The sequence below is a fragment of the Flavobacterium magnum genome (genome assembly GCF_003055625.1).
Lineage (GTDB): Bacteria > Bacteroidota > Bacteroidia > Flavobacteriales > Flavobacteriaceae > Flavobacterium > Flavobacterium magnum.
In genome coordinates this window covers 2,734,496-2,752,655 of record NZ_CP028811.1, presented here as the reverse complement: position 1 = coordinate 2,752,655, position 18,160 = coordinate 2,734,496, and the positions used below count along the sequence as shown (strand labels likewise).

18 protein-coding genes are annotated in these 18,160 nt (G+C 47.1%); 6 read left to right on the top strand and 12 right to left on the bottom strand.

Features of this window, described 5'->3' with window-relative positions:
• The first annotated feature begins 28 nt into the window (after positions 1-28).
• On the top strand, positions 29-436 hold the full coding sequence (locus tag HYN48_RS11675; RefSeq protein ID WP_146171773.1) for a hypothetical protein: 408 nt from the start codon (positions 29-31) through the stop codon (positions 434-436).
• A gap of 64 nt (positions 437-500) precedes the next feature.
• On the opposite strand, the gene prfB is transcribed toward HYN48_RS11675, so the two are convergent.
• Positions 501-1,602 (bottom strand): peptide chain release factor 2 gene (gene prfB, locus HYN48_RS11670; RefSeq protein ID WP_146171772.1). Its coding sequence is split into 2 segments (ribosomal slippage): positions 501-1,538 and positions 1,540-1,602, totalling 1,101 coding nucleotides; the frame shifts between segments, so codons are not numbered across the junction.
• A gap of 47 nt (positions 1,603-1,649) precedes the next feature.
• On the opposite strand from prfB, the gene HYN48_RS11665 reads away from it, so the two are divergent.
• Positions 1,650-2,678, top strand: a complete 1,029-nt coding sequence (locus HYN48_RS11665; RefSeq protein WP_108371916.1) for a threonine aldolase family protein — start codon at positions 1,650-1,652, stop codon at positions 2,676-2,678.
• A 53-nt stretch (positions 2,679-2,731) separates the two neighbouring features.
• Here HYN48_RS11665 and HYN48_RS11660 read toward each other — a convergent pair whose 3' ends face one another.
• Positions 2,732-3,046, bottom strand: a complete 315-nt coding sequence (locus HYN48_RS11660; protein WP_108371914.1) for a YbaB/EbfC family nucleoid-associated protein — start codon at positions 3,044-3,046, stop codon at positions 2,732-2,734.
• Positions 3,047-3,112: 66 nt separating this feature from the next.
• On the opposite strand from HYN48_RS11660, the gene HYN48_RS11655 reads away from it, so the two are divergent.
• Together HYN48_RS11655 and capA are read left to right on the top strand one after the other, a co-directional pair.
• Positions 3,113-5,248, top strand: coding sequence for a S9 family peptidase (locus tag HYN48_RS11655; protein ID WP_425433093.1), 2,136 nt, complete (start codon positions 3,113-3,115; stop codon positions 5,246-5,248).
• Between the two features lie 76 nt (positions 5,249-5,324).
• Complete coding sequence (capA, locus tag HYN48_RS11650; protein ID WP_108371909.1) at positions 5,325-6,365, top strand: cysteate synthase; 1,041 nt, start codon at positions 5,325-5,327, stop codon at positions 6,363-6,365.
• Positions 6,366-6,505: 140 nt separating this feature from the next.
• Here capA and HYN48_RS11645 read toward each other — a convergent pair whose 3' ends face one another.
• The 8 genes from HYN48_RS11645 to gcvT all read right to left on the bottom strand — a co-directional run bounded on the left by HYN48_RS11645 (position 6,506) and on the right by gcvT (position 14,515).
• Positions 6,506-7,174, bottom strand: a complete 669-nt coding sequence (locus tag HYN48_RS11645) for a head GIN domain-containing protein (protein WP_108371907.1) — start codon at positions 7,172-7,174, stop codon at positions 6,506-6,508.
• Between the two features lie 40 nt (positions 7,175-7,214).
• Positions 7,215-8,261 carry a hypothetical protein gene (locus HYN48_RS11640; protein ID WP_108371905.1) on the bottom strand — a complete coding sequence of 349 codons (1,047 nt, stop codon included), beginning with the start codon at positions 8,259-8,261 and terminating at the stop codon, positions 7,215-7,217.
• Complete coding sequence (locus tag HYN48_RS11635) at positions 8,258-8,782, bottom strand: DUF4179 domain-containing protein (RefSeq protein WP_146171771.1); 525 nt, start codon at positions 8,780-8,782, stop codon at positions 8,258-8,260. The genes HYN48_RS11640 and HYN48_RS11635 overlap by 4 nt, the downstream gene beginning before the upstream one ends.
• On the bottom strand, positions 8,779-9,330 hold the full coding sequence (locus HYN48_RS11630) for an RNA polymerase sigma factor (RefSeq protein ID WP_108371901.1): 552 nt from the start codon (positions 9,328-9,330) through the stop codon (positions 8,779-8,781). The genes HYN48_RS11635 and HYN48_RS11630 overlap by 4 nt, the downstream gene beginning before the upstream one ends.
• A 226-nt stretch (positions 9,331-9,556) precedes the next feature.
• Complete coding sequence (locus HYN48_RS11625) at positions 9,557-10,267, bottom strand: YebC/PmpR family DNA-binding transcriptional regulator (protein WP_108371900.1); 711 nt, start codon at positions 10,265-10,267, stop codon at positions 9,557-9,559.
• A gap of 61 nt (positions 10,268-10,328) precedes the next feature.
• Positions 10,329-11,363, bottom strand: a complete 1,035-nt coding sequence (locus HYN48_RS11620) for an LIC11966 family surface protein (RefSeq protein WP_108371898.1) — start codon at positions 11,361-11,363, stop codon at positions 10,329-10,331.
• Between the two features lie 16 nt (positions 11,364-11,379).
• Positions 11,380-13,428, bottom strand: a complete 2,049-nt coding sequence (locus HYN48_RS11615; RefSeq protein ID WP_108371896.1) for a S41 family peptidase — start codon at positions 13,426-13,428, stop codon at positions 11,380-11,382.
• Between the two features lie 4 nt (positions 13,429-13,432).
• A complete protein-coding gene (gene gcvT / locus HYN48_RS11610; RefSeq protein ID WP_108371894.1) occupies positions 13,433-14,515 on the bottom strand; it encodes a glycine cleavage system aminomethyltransferase GcvT in 1,083 nt (360 codons plus the stop codon).
• A gap of 184 nt (positions 14,516-14,699) precedes the next feature.
• Here gcvT and HYN48_RS11605 point away from each other — a divergent pair, with 184 nt between their 5' ends.
• Positions 14,700-15,545: an NAD(P)H-hydrate dehydratase gene (locus HYN48_RS11605; protein WP_108371892.1), complete on the top strand. Its 846-nt coding sequence runs from the start codon at positions 14,700-14,702 to the stop codon at positions 15,543-15,545.
• Positions 15,546-15,786: 241 nt separating this feature from the next.
• Positions 15,787-16,233 carry a hypothetical protein gene (locus HYN48_RS11600; protein WP_146171770.1) on the top strand — a complete coding sequence of 149 codons (447 nt, stop codon included), beginning with the start codon at positions 15,787-15,789 and terminating at the stop codon, positions 16,231-16,233.
• On the opposite strand, the gene HYN48_RS11595 is transcribed toward HYN48_RS11600, so the two are convergent.
• Together HYN48_RS11595 and rimK are read right to left on the bottom strand one after the other, a co-directional pair.
• Positions 16,230-16,745 carry a DUF421 domain-containing protein gene (locus HYN48_RS11595; RefSeq protein WP_108371888.1) on the bottom strand — a complete coding sequence of 172 codons (516 nt, stop codon included), beginning with the start codon at positions 16,743-16,745 and terminating at the stop codon, positions 16,230-16,232. The genes HYN48_RS11600 and HYN48_RS11595 overlap by 4 nt on opposite strands.
• Positions 16,729-18,135, bottom strand: coding sequence for a 30S ribosomal protein S6--L-glutamate ligase (gene rimK, locus HYN48_RS11590; protein WP_108371886.1), 1,407 nt, complete (start codon positions 18,133-18,135; stop codon positions 16,729-16,731). Before rimK ends, HYN48_RS11595 begins: the two co-directional genes overlap by 17 nt.
• Between the last annotated feature and the right edge of the window lie 25 nt (positions 18,136-18,160).

The window sequence follows — 18,160 nt, the reverse complement described above, 5'->3', positions numbered from 1 at the left end:
ATGCTTATATTAGCATAAAACTGTTACCATGAAGACACGAATCTTAGCCGTATTATCAGGCGTAGTGGCCGGGGCCGTATTATTTTCCCTCTCACATACTTTGACTGGGTATTTTTATCCGTTTCCTGATAATGTAAGCGCAGACGATCCCGAAGCAATGCGTATTTATATGGAGTCTATCCCCGCAATGGCCGCGGTGCTTTTGCTGGCGGGTTATGCCGTCGGCGCTTTTTTTGGGGGATTGGTGGCATCGGCGATTTCAAAACGCGCAAGGCAGGCTGTGATCGTGGGCATCGTGCTGACCGTTGCAAATATTGCCAATGTTGTAACGATCCCGCATCCGCTTTGGCTTTCGGTTGTTTCAACGATTGTATTCCTGCCGTTTGCGTGGCTGGGTGGGAAAGCCGCGAAGCGCAACACGGCAACCATTTATTAGATCACTTTTATCATTTGATATCATTAAAAACGCCCGGTATTGCCGGGCGTTTCATCTAATGTATTCAATTGTCGTCTTCTTTCTGCCCCATCATCATGAGGTAGGCTTTGAGGAATTCATCAATCTCACCGTTGAGTACGCCTTCCGTGTCGCTCGTTTCGTAAGCGGTGCGTACATCTTTCACCAGTTTGTACGGGTGCAATACGTAGTTTCGGATTTGCGAACCCCATTCAATCTTCATTTTCTTGGCTTCTATTTCGTCGCGCAGCGCCTGCTTTTTCTTCAGTTCGATTTCATACAACTGCGATTTCAGGAGCTGCATGGCCTTGGTCTTGTTGTCGAGTTGTGAACGCGTTTCAGAATTCTCGATAATAATGCCGGTCGGGTGGTGGCGCAGGCGCACCGCAGTTTCCACCTTGTTTACATTCTGACCACCGGCACCGCTGGAACGCATCGTTTCCCAGGAAATGTCCGAAGGATTAATTTCAATCTCAATCGTATCATCGGCCAGAGGATAAACGTACACCGATACAAACGAAGTGTGTCGCTTGGCGTTGCTATCGAAAGGGGAAATACGCACCAGCCTGTGCACGCCATTTTCGCCTTTCAAATACCCGAAAGAATAATCGCCTTCAAACTCGAGCGTAACGGTCTTGATCCCGGCCACATCCCCGCCCTGAAAGTTAAGTTCCTTGATTTTGTATCCATTGCGTTCGCCCCACATCATGTACATCCGCATGAGCATTTCGGCCCAATCGCAACTTTCTGTCCCGCCGGCACCGGCAGTGATCTGCAATACGGCACTCAGTGCATCGCCTTCATCAGAGAGCATGTTTCGGAACTCGATATTCTCAATATGGGAATTGGCATGGTGATACGCGTCATCGAGTTCTTCCTCGGACAGTTCACCTTCCTTAAAGAATTCATAGGCCAGTTGTACTTCGTCAGCCAATTGTTCGGCCTTTTCGTAGTCCTCGACCCATTTCTTTTTGGCTCTCAGCACTTTAATATACGCTTCTGCTTCCTTGGCGTTGTTCCAAAAATCGGGGGCGAGGGTTTTTTCCTCTTCATTGGCAATTTCTATAAGCTTGGCATCAACGTCAAAGGTACCTCCTCAACGCACCAAGGCGCTCCACAATACCTTTTATTTGTTCGGTATTTGTCATAAATAGTTTAATTTTGTTTCCGCAAAAATAAGACACCTTTCGGGAATATGGAAATAAATTTGGTCAGCGATACCGTTACGAAGCCTACTCCGGATATGCTCCGGTCGATGTTCCAGGCAGCAGTAGGGGATGACGTATACAAACAGGATCCGACCGTCAACGCGCTTGAAGCTAAGGTAGCGGCCCTGTTCGGGATGGAAGCTGCAATGTTTTTCCCGTCGGGGACAATGGCCAACCAGACTGCGATCAAACTGCATACCCAACCCGGCGAGCAGCTTATTGCCGACAAGTGGGCGCATGTATTTCATTATGAAGGCGGCGGCGTATCGTTCAACAGTGGGGTGTCCTGCTGCCTGCTAGATGGCGATCGTGGCATGATTACCGCAGAACAGGTGGCCGCAGCGATCAATCCGCCGGACTTTTACCACAATCCGCTGACAAGCCTCGTTTGCGTTGAAAATACGACCAACAAGGGCGGCGGTGCCTGCTATGACATCAATGAACTGGCGAAGATCAGGAAAGTGTGTACTGAAAACAACCTCAAATTCCACCTTGATGGCGCGCGTCTGTGGAACGCCTTGGTAGTGACCCGCGAAAACCCTAAAATCTACGGGCAAATGTTTGATACGATATCAGTTTGTCTGTCAAAAGGTCTGGGCGCCCCGATCGGTTCATTGTTGGTTTCCGATCAAAAGACAATCCAGCGTGCGTTGCGGATCCGCAAAATCCTTGGTGGCGGAATGCGGCAGGTAGGTTACCTTGCAGCTGCAGGGATTTATGCGTTAGACCACCATGTAGCGCGGCTTGCCGATGACCACCGCAGGGCAAAAGAACTTGGAACATTATTGGAATCACTGCCATGGGTGGAGAAAGTCGAACCCGTCGAAACCAACATCCTGATTTTTAACCTCAGAAAAGGCCTTGATGAAAACCAGCTGATTCAGGCGCTAAAAGAAAGGAATATCCTGATCAGCTCGATGGGGCACGGGAAGCTGCGTATCGTCACACATCTGGACTACAAAGAAGTGATGCATGATTATGTAAGGGAAACGCTGCAAAGAATCGGTATCAGGTAACCTGGATTTATGGCCCATGTCACATCGTTATTTTCTAAACCGCTCCGATTGTATTAGAACAACCCGGGGATGTCAGGCATGCCATCTTTTGCGGCAGCGGCCAATTCAGCTTCGCTTATTTTTGTGGCTTTACCGATGGCATTGTTGAGCACCATCACGAGGTAGTCTTCCAATTGTTCTTTGTCTTTTAACAATTCATCGTCTATGGTGACCGAACGTATCTTATTGTTTGCACTCACGCTGACCCTGAGCAAACCGTCGTAGCTTTGCTCCTCTATCGAAACGGTCTCGAGGCGTTTTTTGGTTTCCTCCACTTTTTTCTGGGCTTCCTGCAGTTTGCCCATCATTCCCATCAGGTCTCCGAACATGTTGATTATTTTAAGAAGTTATACCTGCAAATTTATTAAATTGCGGGTTACAACTATTGATTTTTTATGAAAAAACCAGTCGCGACGGCTTTGCGTTACCTTACTTTTGCAGCTTCGTGTACTAATAAATGCAATTCACAAATGGCCCAGAATGTACCCGCCCCGGTAGCGAAGAAAATTCCAAAAAAGCTAGAGAAGTTCGGAGATGTACGCATCGACAATTATTACTGGCTCAATGATCGCGACAACCCCGATGTCATCAGTTACCTAGAAGAGGAAAATGCATACTACGAGCAAATGACGGCGCATACCAAGCCGCTGCAGCAGGAATTATTTGATGAAATGAAAGCCCGTATCAAGGAAGATGACAGTTCGGTGCCGTACTTCTACAACGGTTATTATTATATTACCCGTTATGAAACCGGCAAGGATTATCCGATTTATGCGCGCCATAACGGAAGTCTTTCCGCAGCAGAGGAAATTTTGTTCGACTGTAATGAATTGGCGGCGGGACATCCGTATTTTCATATGGGAGGCCTGAGCATCAGTCCTGACAATATGCAGGTGGCATTCGGGGTGGATGTTGTAGGGCGGCGTATTTATACCATCCGAATGAAGAATCTTGTCACAGGCGCGGTTTTGCCCGACGAGATTGAGAATACGACAGGAAACTCAGTCTGGGCAAACGACAACCGGACCATTTTCTACACACGCCAGGATAAAGTCACCCTGCGCTCGGATAAGGTGTACAGGCACAAATCGGGATCGGATCCGATAAACGATGTATTGGTTTACCATGAAAAGGATGACACTTTCGCTGTGGAAGTCAGTAAGACCAAATCCCGCAAATACATCATGATTGAGTCAGGAAGCACACTGACGACCGAATACCGGTTTCTGGAAGCCGACCATCCGGAAGCGGATTTCAATGTGTTTCAGGAACGGATCCGGGGACTCGAATATACGGTGTCTCATTACGGGAACCATTTTTACATCCGTACCAATGCCGACAAAGCTGAAAATTTTAAGTTGATGCAAACTCCTGAAAACAAGACGGGAAAAGCCCATTGGACTGAACTGATTCCGCATCGTGAAAACGTTTTGCTTGAAGATATTGAGATTTTCAGGGATTATCTCGTTGTTGAGGAGCGATCTGACGGACTTACAAAAATCCAGATCCGCCCGTGGAATGGGGAAGGGGTATACTACCTGCCTTTTGAAAGTGAGACCTATACGGCCTACACGACAACAAACGTTGATTTCAATACGGATGTGCTGCGTTACAGCTACCAGTCGATGGCCACGCCCTCCTCGGTGATTGATTTTAATATGAAAACCAGGCACAAGGAAATCCTGAAAGAGCAACAGGTTTTGGGCGGAAACTTCGATAAGCAAAATTATTGCGAAGAACGGCTTTGGGCAACCGCTGCAGATGGGACAAAAATCCCGATTTCCGTTGTTTATAAAAAGGGATTGGAGAAAAACGGGCAAAACCCTACGCTGCTCTACGCCTATGGGTCGTATGGCGCTTCGATGGACCCGTATTTTTCCTCAACGCGGCTGTCGCTGCTCGACAGGGGTTTTGTCTATGCGATTGCGCATATTCGCGGCGGTGAGGAGCTGGGACGCCATTGGTACGAAAATGGAAAGCTGCTTCAAAAAAAGAACACTTTCACCGATTTCATCGACTGCTCAAAGTTCCTGATCAATGAAAAATACACGTCAGCAGCCCATTTGTATGCCGAAGGCGGTTCGGCCGGCGGCCTGCTCATGGGGGCTGTAGTTAACATGGCGCCCGAATTATACCACGGCGTTATCGCACAGGTGCCGTTCGTGGATGTTGTCACCACCATGCTGGACGATTCGATCCCACTGACCACCGGGGAATATGATGAATGGGGCAACCCGAATGAAAAAGCGTATTATGATTATATGAAGTCGTATTCGCCCTACGACAACGTTGCGGCGAAGAACTATCCGAATATGTATGTTTCCACGGGTTTACACGATTCACAGGTGCAATACTGGGAGCCTGCAAAGTGGGTGGCCAAGCTCAGGGCGTTTAAAACCGACAAGAATTTATTGTTCCTGGACACGAATATGGATGCCGGACATGGTGGTGCTTCAGGCCGGTTTGAAGCCCTGAAGGAGTTGGCCAGGGAATTCAGTTTTTTGTTAGATTTAGAGGGAATAGAAAGATAGTTTAAAATATTTTATTAAATTTGCAATGTTTTGAAGTCTGCGAAAGACCGCCAAACTGCCTTGACTAATTTATTTTATGAAAGAAGATATAAAAGCTTACGATAATGTTTTAGGTTTAATAGGGAATACACCTCTTATAAAGCTGAACAAAATCACTGAATCTTTACCGGGAAATTTTTACGCAAAAGTAGAAGCCTTCAACCCGGGACACTCTACCAAAGACAGGATTGCCCTTTACATTATCGAAGAAGCTGAAAAACAAGGTATTCTTTCTCCAGGTGATACCATCATCGAAACAACATCAGGAAATACGGGATTCAGCCTGGCTATGGTCAGCATCATCAAAGGATACAACTGCATCCTTGCCGTAAGTTCCAAATCATCAAAAGACAAAATTGACATGTTGCGCAGCCTTGGGGCTAAAGTCTACGTTTGCCCTGCGCATGTTTCCGCGGATGACGACCGTTCCTACTACAGTGTAGCCAAGCGTTTGCACGAGGAAACCAAAGGTTCCGTATACATCAACCAGTATTTCAACCAATTGAATATCGACGCCCACTATAAGTCTACCGGACCGGAAATCTGGGAACAGACCAATGGCAAAATCACGCACCTTATTGCGTGCAGCGGTACAGGCGGTACCATTTCAGGGGCGGCGAAATACCTGAAGGAAATGAATCCCGAGATCCGGATCCTCGGTGTTGATGCTTTTGGATCGGTGCTTAAAAAATACCATGAGACCAAGGAGTTCGATGCCGATGAGATTTACCCTTACCGTATTGAAGGATTGGGGAAAAACCTGATCCCGACGGCTACTGATTTTGATGTCATCGACCATTTCATGAAAGTCACAGATGAGGAAAGCGCACATACCACAAGGGAAATCGCTAAAAAAGAAGGTCTGTTTGTGGGTTATACTTCGGGTGCGGTGATGCAGGCCATCAAGCAATATGCCGAAGAGGGCGAATTCAATGAAGACAGCAACGTCATCGCTATTTTCCCTGACCATGGTTCGCGGTACATGAGCAAGGTGTTCAGTGACGACTGGATGAACGAGCAGGGTTTCTTCGACAGCGTCAATGCTGAAGAAGCACAGAAAATAGAGTTCATTAAGTAACTAGTAAATATATTAACTCCGGTCTGTTGGCCGGAGTTTTTTTTAGCGAACCACTTCAAAGTTTTTGATAAAAAACCCCGGACTCTCATCCAGGGCTTTCCGTTCTGTGTCAAACTACTAACTTTAACCGTATCAATACATTATTTTTTGTCGATACTTCCAGAACCTGAAACTTTCGTGTCTTCCGTAGCCGGATTTCCGTAATAGGAAATGTCTCCTGAGCCTTCTACACGGGCCCTGATTGCTTCCGATGCAAATACGGTGCAATCACCCGAACCTACAACGGCAGCCTGGACATTCCCGGATTTCAGCCTACCTGCCAGCAGGTTGCCGGAACCGGTTACTCCCGCACTGAGATTGGTCGCTTTGCCTTGCAGCGTGATGTCGCCTGATCCGTCAAGGCTGGCTTTTACATTCCTGGCTTCGACGGTGAGCGCAATGTCACCTGACCCGATAAGCTGTACTTTAAGGTCTTCTGTGTTGATGGTTCCTTCTGTGGTGATGTCACCCGACCCATTTAAAATAATCTGTGCTAATGTTTCATACGAAACCTCGATTTTGACGTTGCCCTTAATGCGGTGCGTGCCTTCCACAAATAAGGCCAATACGCCGTTACTCACTTCGGTTTTGATGTGTTCCAGTGCTGACTTATCCGCATAAATCGCAACGCCTTCCTTGCCTTTGCTCAGCACAACATTGAAGGAACCCCTTACATCAATTCCCGTGAAGTGCCCCGGATTCCTTTTTTCCTGGGCATGGGCAAGCATGGAGCACATTGCAATACATAAGACCCTGACTGCATTTTTCATTTTTGATTAATTTTTTTGATTAGTATGATGATTAAAACCCTTAGATTCTGGTTAGTTTGAGATCGCCGTATTCAAGAGAGATGCTCAGTTTGTTTTTTCCGGCGGTTTTATAAAATCCCTTGTACGCGGCAGAGGAAACGGATTCTTTCCTGCTTTGGAAGGTAAGGCCACTTGATTTCAATTCTGTGTATTTCAGTACAATATCAAAATCAAAATTGTAATCGGTGTCGTATTTTATTTCGAAATTCGAATAAGAGCCGTTTATCGCAATATTGTTCGCTTTCGCTGCGACACCGATGCTCATGTTACTGTAATCGGTATTGGAAACGAGATTTTTATTCAGTTTCCCGATCTTAATGCCGATATAGTCTCCCTTAATAGTAATATCATCCACCTCGCCGAGCAGCAATTCGCCGTAATCTGACTTGTAGATGACGTTTCCGGCATCCTGGCAGTTCAGGTTGGAATAGTCGCCATTGAAAATGATGTTTCCCACTTTTTTAAGAATGGTGTTGGAGTACTGGCTGTCGAGCATCATCGTTTTGGCGTAGCCTATGGTCACCTTATCACAGTATTTCAAACGGATGTTGTTGTTGTCGTCCTGCAGCTCACCCACAGTCAGGTTGCCGTAATGGCAGTCGATATCGCTTGCTCCGGCAATTCTATCCACGATGATGTTTCCATACCGATTGTCGAGGTCGATACGGCCATTTTTAGGGATTCTTACGGTGTAATTGACTTCCATGTTGGTGTTGTTTACGCCGTCACTCCCGAAAATGGTTTTCGCCGAAATTTTTGCCTTCAATGCTTCAAACGACACGTCGATGGCGTTAAGCCGCTTGTCGACTTTTTTTTCATCCCTGCCTTCCACTGTAATCACCACATCAATCTGGATCTTGTTTTCGTCCCAGGTTGCTACGTACACATTGCCGTATTTATTCTGTATGTCCGCAATCGCATCGGCATTGACATTATAAGCCTTGCTGATTTTCTTGTCTTTCTTTATCAGCGCGTCGCCGGCACTTGCAAAGCATCCGCTCAGCATGAATACTGTTACGGCGATAGATCTGAAACTTTTTGTTCTCATGATGATTTACTTTTAAATTGTTTGATTCTGTCAATTTGCGTCTCCACCCGTTCCAGGAATGAAATCCGCGTCTGCAGGTTGGTGATCATCGCATGGATGATTTGTTTGCTTTCGCCTTTTTCTGAAAGTTCTTTCATTAATTTGTTGTAGTCGTGATCCAGTGATTCAAGCTGCCTGAACGCATCGTCTAGGATCGGTTTTGCTTCCGGGCTGCTTTCCTTCCTGAGCGACGCCAGTTCCATCCGGATTACATTGGAGAAATACTCCTGGGTTTCCCTGTTTTCGGCTGACAGTTTTGCCATCGGCTTTTCGTTTGAGACGGGCTGGAAATTCATCCACAGTCCTAAAAAGATGACTATCGATGCGGCAACCGCCATCACCATGCGGTAAGGAAATCGCTTTTTGCTTTTCAGATTACCGTCCAATCGGTCCAGGAACCGCTGGTGGTGACCCATAGGTGGTTCTTCGATATCAAAATCGGGCATGTTGAATCCGTTCTTGTTGTGGTATTCCATATTCATAAATTGTCTAATTTCTGGCGCAGGCTTTCTTTGGCCCTGCTGATGAGCGTCCTGCAATTTCCCGCATTGATATTCATAATCTCGCTGATTTCTTCCTGGTCGTAGCCTTCTACGAAAAGCAGGGTAAGCGCCAGCCTGTAATTGTCTTTGAGTGATTTGATGGTGTCCAGGATTTGCTGCGCCTTCATTCCTGTAAAATCAAATCCTTCGGGTTCCTGCCCATGGTCACCAACTTTGTAAAGCACGTCTTCAATCGGGGACAACGCCTGTTTGTTCAGTTTTTTATAGTTGTCGATGCTGTGATTAATTACAATCCGTTTGAGCCACGACCCGAAAGTCACTTCGCCTTTAAACGAATCGAGCTTCGTGAAGGCTTTGAGGAACGACTCCTGCATGACATCTTCGGCCCAATGTATGTCCTTCACGATACGCAGCGCCGTATTGTACATCGCCTTGTAATAGAGATTGTACAGTTCGAACTGCGCGGAACGGCTGTTGTCTCTGCACAACCGTATCAGGTTATCGATATGCGACTGGTTTTGGTCCAATGATGCTGTCAGTAGTTTAGTTGAATGACTGTTGCTATTTTTTGTTGTTACAGTTTCGGTAAATTTTTTTACAAAAGTAGGAAGTTATAAAGTCGGGTGGGCGTTGCCTGCCAACGATGCCCCGGCAAGACTACGGATTTCGCTACTGAAAAAACAAAAACTCCGAAGTTTCCCCCGGAGTTTACATTTTATTTAAACGATGGCTTTTCGATGGAAAGCTGTCATATTATTCCTGCATCGTATGGTATACGTTCATGACGTCATCATCTTCTTCTATTTTTTCGATGAGCTTCTCCACGTCGGCAACCTGGGCTTCGGTAAGCTCTTTGGTGATTTGCGGAATCCTCTCAAAACCTGAAGACAGGATTTCGATGCCGCGGCTCTCGAGTTCTTTCTGTATTGCGCCGAAGCTCTCAAATGGTGCGTAAATCAGGATGCCGTCTTCATCGGCGAAAATTTCCTCTGCGCCAAAATCAATGAATTCCAGTTCGAGTTCCTCTACATCAATTCCATCGGACGGGATCCGGAAGTTACAGGTATGGTCAAACATAAATTCCACCGAGCCCTGCGTGCCTAACGTGCCGTTGCACTTATTGAAATAGCTTCGGATATTGGCTACAGTGCGGTTGTTATTGTCTGTGGCGGTCTCGATCAGCAAGGCGATACCATGCGGCGCATAGCCTTCAAACAACACTTCCTTATAGTTTGCCGTATCTTTGTCGGTGGCTTTCTTGATCGCACGCTCGACATTTTCTTTTGGCATATTGGCTGCTTTGGCATTCTGCATTACCGCACGCAGCCTGGAATTGGCTTCCGGATTCGGGCCGCCCTCTTTGACTGCCATCACGATGTCTTTCCCGATTCGTGTAAACGCTTTGGCCATCGCCGACCAACGCTTCATTTTCCTGCCTTTCCTGAACTCAAACGCTCTTCCCATAATAATGTGTGTTTCTTAACGCAGGCAAAAATAATGTTTCTGCTTGTTTTTACAAATGATTTTATCCCGCAGGCACATGTTTTGCTACAAAATTGTCTGCAGTAATCTCCCAATTCTGTATGTTGGTGCTTCGGTCGGTGTTGTACTTGCTGTTCACCTTGTTATATTCATTGATTCCTTTGTTGAATTCATCGACGAGTTTGTTGAATTGCGCGATGTCTTCCTTCGTACGCTGGCTGTCGCTTTTTGCGTCGAATAGTTTTTTGCTGTCCTCGAACTTTTGGTTCAACATCATGAAAGCAGCCACCTTCGGGACATACTCCGAGGATTCTTTTTGCGCAAACTCAAAATATTTCTTACTCGCGTTAACCAGCATCGGGTCGTTTTTATAGGGCTTGAATATTTTGAGACTTTCCAGTCCTTCCGCAGCGTACTGCGCCATCGCATTCGCATTTTGTTGTACGGCGGTCAAATCCTTCGCCTCGAGCGCTTTCATCATTGATGATTCGGTAAAGTTTACCTTGAAAAACAGCAGGTAGAGTTTACTCCTGTTGTCGAAAACTTCGTTGGAAAGCTTGATTTTCTTGCCAAGTTCACTGGTTTCACCCGACATTTGTATTTGGTATTTCAATCCGAATGCATCCTGCGCCGCATTGATTTTTCCAATTTCGACGCTGAATTTCTCGTTGATCTTTTCCTGTAAAAGGATGTACGCTTCCATATAATCATAGGATTGTTCGGCCACTTCCTGCATATCAATCACCCTGCCATATTCCTCCTGAATCATATTTTCGGAGAAGGACAGGTAGGCAAGCACCTGGTCACGGTATTCGACATCGCCTTTGTAGCCGTCTTTCAAACCCCGAATTTTTGTGGCGGCCGCCTGAATGGTTTTGACTAACGCCTCCCGCGTATTATTGATTTTTCGTGCTCTTTTGCTGTGCGCGACGGCATCCATGTATTTCCAGGTTGATTTCGAAATGTTCGCCGATTCCTTACCGATGTAATTCAAGTATTCGACAGGGGTATTGAACGTCTGGCTGTGAGCGGATAACGAGGCTGCCAACAGTAGCAGCAGGATGCATTTTGCTTTCATTTGTTTTGGTTCTTGTTTAGTTCATTTTCAGGAAGTCCTTGTAATCCCGGATGATATTGATGGCCTCCTCAAGGTACGGGCTGGTTTTGACGTCCTTAATTTTATACGCATTGATTTCTTTTTCGAACGCATCTGAACCCATTTTCGTCGTTTCGTAAGTGGTGTTGATTACGGCCATTCCGGCAGGCCTTTCCGTGATTTCCCTGACCTTGTCCCAAAGCGGATCAATTTCATGTACATCTTTGAAGACATCGGTCAGCGTAAGCCTGATCGGGCCCCGCTGCTTTTCATACATCCGGTCGATCTCCTCGTTGTAATGGCGAAGTTCAGTCAATCTGGGGTCATGCTGGACGCGCGCTTTGCTGAGGCTCAAAACACGCTCTTTATTTGGAATAAGCAATCGCCGAAAACGCGCATTTGTCGTAATCGAATCGTGTACCAAAGCGGTTTTAAAGCCATCTTCCCGTTTGATCACGCCATCAAAGAGCATCGGCAACTCGATGTCAGGGATGACACCCCTGATTTGCCCGCTTTCCCCTGTAATGCGGTAAAACTTTTCAACCGTAAGCTTGACAAAGTCCTCATTTTTATTGTCCAACGGCATGATGGTCTGCATTGTCGCCTTGCCTAGAGTAGGCGCGCCAATCACAAAAGCGCGGTTGTAATCCTGCATAGCCGCTGAGAAGAATTCACTCGCCGACGCTGAAAACCCATTCACCAGGATCACGACGGGCCCAGTGTACGCCATGCCGCGGTTGGTGTCTTTAAGGATTTCCTGCCTCCCCTTATTATTCGTGAGTATGGAAACCGGGCCGACATCAATAAACATCCCGACAAGCCTGATTGCTTCCTCCATAGATCCGCCGCCGTTATCAAGTAGGTCGATTACGATACCGTCGACCTTGTCATCCTGCAGCTTGATGATTTCTTTAACCACATCATCGGCGCAACCGTATGGACTGTTGTTTTCAAAATCAGAGTAGAAATTGGGAATGTTGATGTAGCCCACGCGCGTGCCATTTTTTTCAGCAATGTAGCTGTACACGCTGTTTTCACGAGCCTTCATAATTTCTTTCTGCAATCGGACCTCTGCGGTATTGCCGTTTTTTTTGCGCAGCGTGATGGTCAGCTCACGGCTCGTATCGGCAAATATCATTTCGCCTATGGTTTCCAGTGAGGTGCATGAAACCCAATACGCTTCGCCTTTTGCGTTGGCAACTTTGATGATGTTGTCTCCTTTTTCAAATTTTTCACTACGCGCTGCGGGTCCGCCGGGGATGACGTCGCCTACAATAATTTCCTCTTTTTCGTTTAAGGCGATGTCAAGGCCGAGCGAGAGGTTGCTCGTCGAGAGCCCCGAAAGGAAACTCGATCTGGCGTCGAGTGAAAAATAATTCGAATGCGGATCGAAGTAATTACAGAAGGCGTCCAGGAAAAATCCCTGCAACTGGTACTCAAGGCCTTTTTTGTTTTCGAGGATGCTGCTGACTTTACACAGGTTGGTATCAAAAACTTTCGCCTTGGATGCCTTCTCCAGTGCAGTAAAATGCTGCTTCAGCGAATCGAGATCTTTACTGGTTTTTGAAATATCATCGAGGATTTCAAATCGCAGCCTTTTTTGCCAGACCCGTCCAAAATCATTTTCAGCAAGGTCAAAATCGAAATTCTTTTTGCTGAACTTGACGCTGTCTTTTGACTGATAATCGAAAGCCACGCTGCGCAGTGCTTCAATGGTCTGCTGCTTTCGCATAAGGGCCGATTTCCATGTTTCAGCAAACTCATCCAGGAATCCGCAACGGCCGTCTGTAAGGTAATCGTCAATCTTATACCGGTGAACCGCTAGTTTGTCGTAGTCCTTTTTGCTGAAAATATTGCGACCGATATCCAGGCGGTCCATCATGTCATCAAAAACATAAGCCGAAAGACTGTCGTCGATCGGCTTTGGCTTATAATGCTCCCGCTGTACCAGCGTATTTATTTTTGAAACCAACTCACAGGCCCTGCTGCTGTCCTGCGCATACAGCGATAATTGGCAAAGCAGTAACACGGGTAGTAGTCTCTTCATGCATTTATTTTTTGTAAAACGGCAGTTTCACCACTTTGGCAGGTACGTCATTTTTCCGGATCCGGATAAAAATTTCGCTGTCAGGGGCACTGTGCGCTGTCGTCACATACCCAAGTCCGATGCCTTTATTCAATGATGGCGCCATTGTACCGGAAGTTACAATCCCGATGGCATTCCCGTCTTTGTCTACGATGTCATAGTCATGTCTCGGCACGCCCCGTTCCGATAACTCAAAACCAACGAGCTTGCGTTTCACACCTTCTTCCTTTTGTTTCTTCAGGTGTTCAGAATTCGTAAAATCCTTGCTGAACTTGGTAATCCAGCCCAAACCGGCCTCAAGCGGCGATGTGGTATCGTTGATGTCATTTCCGTAAAGGCAGAATCCCATCTCTAGCCTTAGCGTATCGCGCGCAGCCAAACCGATCGGCTTGATGCCATAAGCGGCACCGGCTTCAAAAACCTTGTTCCACACAGTTTCGGCCTGGTCATTCTTGCAATAAATCTCGAATCCGCCCGAGCCGGTATACCCTGTTGCCGAAATAATGACGTCATCAAAACCCGCAAAATCGCCAACGGCAAAATGGTAGTACGGAATCTGCGACAGGTCCAGTGACGACAAAGCCTGCATGGCTTCCACCGCCTTAGGGCCCTGAACAGCGAGCAGCGAATAATCGTCAGAACGGTTTTCCATTGTTACGCCCAAATCGTTGTGCGCTGAAATCCACTCCCAGTCCTTTTCAATGTTCGAGGCGTTAACGACCAGCAGGTATTCCTCATCTGCCATCCGGTATACGATCAGGTCATCCACGATGCCACCCTGATCATTTGGCAAACAGGAATATTGCGCCTTCCCGATAGTCAAAACGGAAGCATCGTTTGAAGTCACTTTCTGTATCAGCGCCAGCGCATTCGGTCCGGACAGGAAAAATTCGCCCATGTGCGATACATCGAAAACACCAACTCCGGTGCGCACAGTTTCGTGTTCGGCATTTACGCCCTCATAAGTAATCGGCATATTGTACCCTGCAAACGGCAGCATTTTCGCCCCAAGGCTTTCGTGGACGTGTGTCAACGCGGTATTTTTCATTCTTGTATTGATAAAAGTTTGTCCCGCTAAAATATCATTTTTTATTAATTTATTGATTATTTTCCGGGCAGCTTTTCCCGCTGTCCGCTAAATCTTTTCCCCGCTACAGAAGCGGGAAAAAGGATACCGCTGCCATCGGGGCTGCAGACCGACACAAAATGACGATTATTCGTATATTTAGGATATGAAAACCATCACCGTCACCTCCGAAATTATAAGGAAGATATACCGTCCCGCAGGCTCCACCGATCATAAAGGGACGCGCGGCGATGCATTGATTATCGGTGGAAGCTACGGTAAGATCGGGGCTGTTTCGCTTTCGGCAAAAGCAGCGCTAAAGTCAGGCTGCGGACTCGTCACTGCGTATGTTCCGAAATGCGGCTACGATAGCCTGCAGGCTTCAATCCCGGAGGTCATGGTAGTCACCGACATAAACCGGCTTACCATCACCAATATACAGCTACCCATTAAACCGCAGGCCATCGGTATCGGACCCGGAATGGGGCAGGAAGCCAAAACAAAAACCGCATTTTATAAATTTCTGAAAACAAACGAAATACCCTTGGTAATTGATGCTGATGGTTTAAATATGTTATCGTCACTTCCAAAATCCCGGGCTTTTTTAACGCCCGGCACCATACTTACGCCGCACCCTAAGGAACTGGAACGCCTGCTCGGCAAGCGCGACACCCGGGAACTACTAGTGGAGGAGGCAATAGCATTTTCAAAACGCTATGAGGTTGTTATGGTGTTGAAGGGTGCACCGACACGAATCGTTGACGGCGATACGGTTTACGAAAATACCACAGGGAACGCAGCGCTGGCTACGGCTGGAAGCGGCGATGTCCTTACGGGCATCATCACCTCACTGCGGGCGCAGGGATATCTGCCTGTTGATGCGGCCGTATTGGGCGTCTACCTCCACGGGCTTACCGCCGACATCGCACTGCCCGAAACCGGCACAGAATCCTTTATCGCTTCAGATATCATTTCCACGCTTGGCAAAGCGTTCCTAAGTATCGCGACCTGAGTACATTAAATGTTAAAAAAAGAATAAATTAAGGCGGCGGTCCTTCCCGGCAGTTATTTTTTTGTATTTTTATCTCGTAGCGAACTGATGATAAGGACATTACAGGTAACGGATATCTCCACTCCCGTAATGTGCTGAAGGCAAAGTACTGTCAACGTTAACAGCCGATTGCATTGAAAGCTACGATAGAGAGGCCTTTTCCGCAAAGTGCCTCTCTTTTATTTTGGGAAAAAATGTACTTTTGGGAAAAACCAAAGACATGAAAAAAGCGTTGCCATTCCTTGCCATTCTCATTGTATTTGCCTGCACTGAATCAAAATATGCCAAACAGGAACAGGCAGTCCGGGAACAGATGAAAAAGCTCGATGGGGCTGCGGCGTATGCCGACAAAGCACAGATTGCCATTACAGAGACCAATCCGCAACAGGTTTATGGTATATTGTACCGCAAAGCCGATCGCATGATCAGCAACATTACGCCCTGCGTATCTGCAGACTGTCAGTATGAACTGCACCGTTACACCGAGAAAAAGAAAACGTACCAGGCGTTGATGGCAGCCGGCACGAAGAAGGTTTTTTATCAGGCGCACGTATTTGTTCTTGAAGGGAAAGATACGCTGGTCAGCAGTTACATGTTTTTTGACGATGCGGATAATTTCATTGATTTTACGCCAAAACTGAATCCCTAGGACATCCGGGTAAGGCTTTTTCGGTTTTTCCTGCGTTTATAATGCGTCTGGCTCAGCTTGCTGTCGCCCGAAATGATGCTGATATTGCCATCCATTTCCAGGATGGCCCATTTTACGTCTTTGAGATTTTCAATGCCATGTTCGTGTATGGCTTCCATCAATTCGTCATGCGAAATGTTTTCGTGGGAAAGCATCCTGTAATCGGGTTTGCCATTGTGGACAAGGATTTGAGGCTTTTCCTGTAAAAGGGCGCTAACCGACTTATACCGGAAAATCAGTTTCTTAAGCAGGAAATTCAGGAAGAACAGGATGAATGCGGCACAGAGTCCGCCCCACAGTGTACTGTCGGTACCCACCATCGCATTTTGCACAGAGTTGCTGATCAGTAAAATAAGGACCACATCGGCGGTGTTGAGCTGAGACAATTCCTTCTTTCCGAAAATACGCAGGGCCACCACCATAAAAACATATACGGTCGCGCTGCGCAATGCAATGTCAAGATAAGGGTTCATGGACGGTTTTCTTTTTCAAAGGTTTGTTCTTGAAATGGGCTTCGATTGCCAGGATCATTTCGCCGGCGATGTCCTTATTGGTAGCCCCTTCTATGCCTTCGAGACCGGGCGACGAGTTTACCTCTAACAGCAACGGTCCTTTGGAGGAGCGTATGATGTCGACACCGGCCACCTTGAGATCCATGGCTTTGGCGGCCTTGATGGCGATGCGTTTCTCCTCAGCGGTAATTTTGATTACTGAGGCGGTGCCGCCCAAATGGATGTTGGCGCGGAATTCCCCCGGCAGTGCTTCGCGCTGGATTGCCGCAACGACTTTGCCATCGATAACGAAACAACGGATGTCCTTTCCATTGGCTTCCTTGATGAATTCCTGTACGAGGATATTGGCATTGAGGCTTTTGAAGGCATTGATGACACTTTCTGCAGCTTTTTTTGTTTCTGCCAAAACGACACCTTTTCCCTGCGTGCCTTCCAGCAGCTTCACAATAATTGGCGGCCCGCCCACCATCTTAATCAGGTCGGTCGTATCCAATGGCGAATTCGCAAATCCCGTTGTGGGGATGTCAACGCCATGATTTAAGAGCAATTGCAACGAAAACAGTTTGTCCCTTGATTGGGTGATTGCTGCGGCAGAATTCAGGCAATAGACTTTCAGCGCTTCAAATTGTCGTGTGAGCGCACAACCGTAGAAAGTGATGCTGGGCCTGATTCTTGGGATGATGGCATCGAAATCGTCGAGCACCCTTCCGCCGCGATAATGGATTTCGGGAGTGGTGGCGTCGAGCCTCATGTAGCATTCCTTGATATTCAGGAAATGCATTTCGTGCCCGCGCATTTCGCCGGCCTCCATAATCCGTTTGTTGCTGTATAGTTCGGGGTTGCTGGCAAGAACACCGATACGGAGTCCGCCCTGCCGTGTCACTGCCGCCTTGTAAATTTCCCTCAGGCTGTCTGATGTGGGTTCGCCCAAAAGATATTTTTCCTCAGGATCGACCAAAATCCTGCCGCTCATGGCCTCCCGACCGAGAAGCATTCGGAAACCCATGGAATCCCGGTTGGTTAATGTGATTTCAATTTGCCAGCGTTTGCCGCCGATTTCAAGTTCCGATCCGATGACATACCGCTGTTCACGGAATCCGCTCGAGCTTTTCACCACCCGCTTGTCGATGAGCTTTGACTCACAATGGATGACGGTTTTGACATTATTCTGTATCGGATTGATATCAAATCGTACCCAGTTTTCACCTTCTTTCAGGAATGGCGCGATGTTGATCGCGTGCAGCGCCGACGTTTTTGCGCCCGAGTCAACACGGGCCTTGATGGTTGGAATTCCTAGGGCAGGGAAGGAGCACCATTCCTCGCTTCCGACAATGACTTTTTCTGGTTGCATTTGCGGGCAATTATTTTATTCAAAT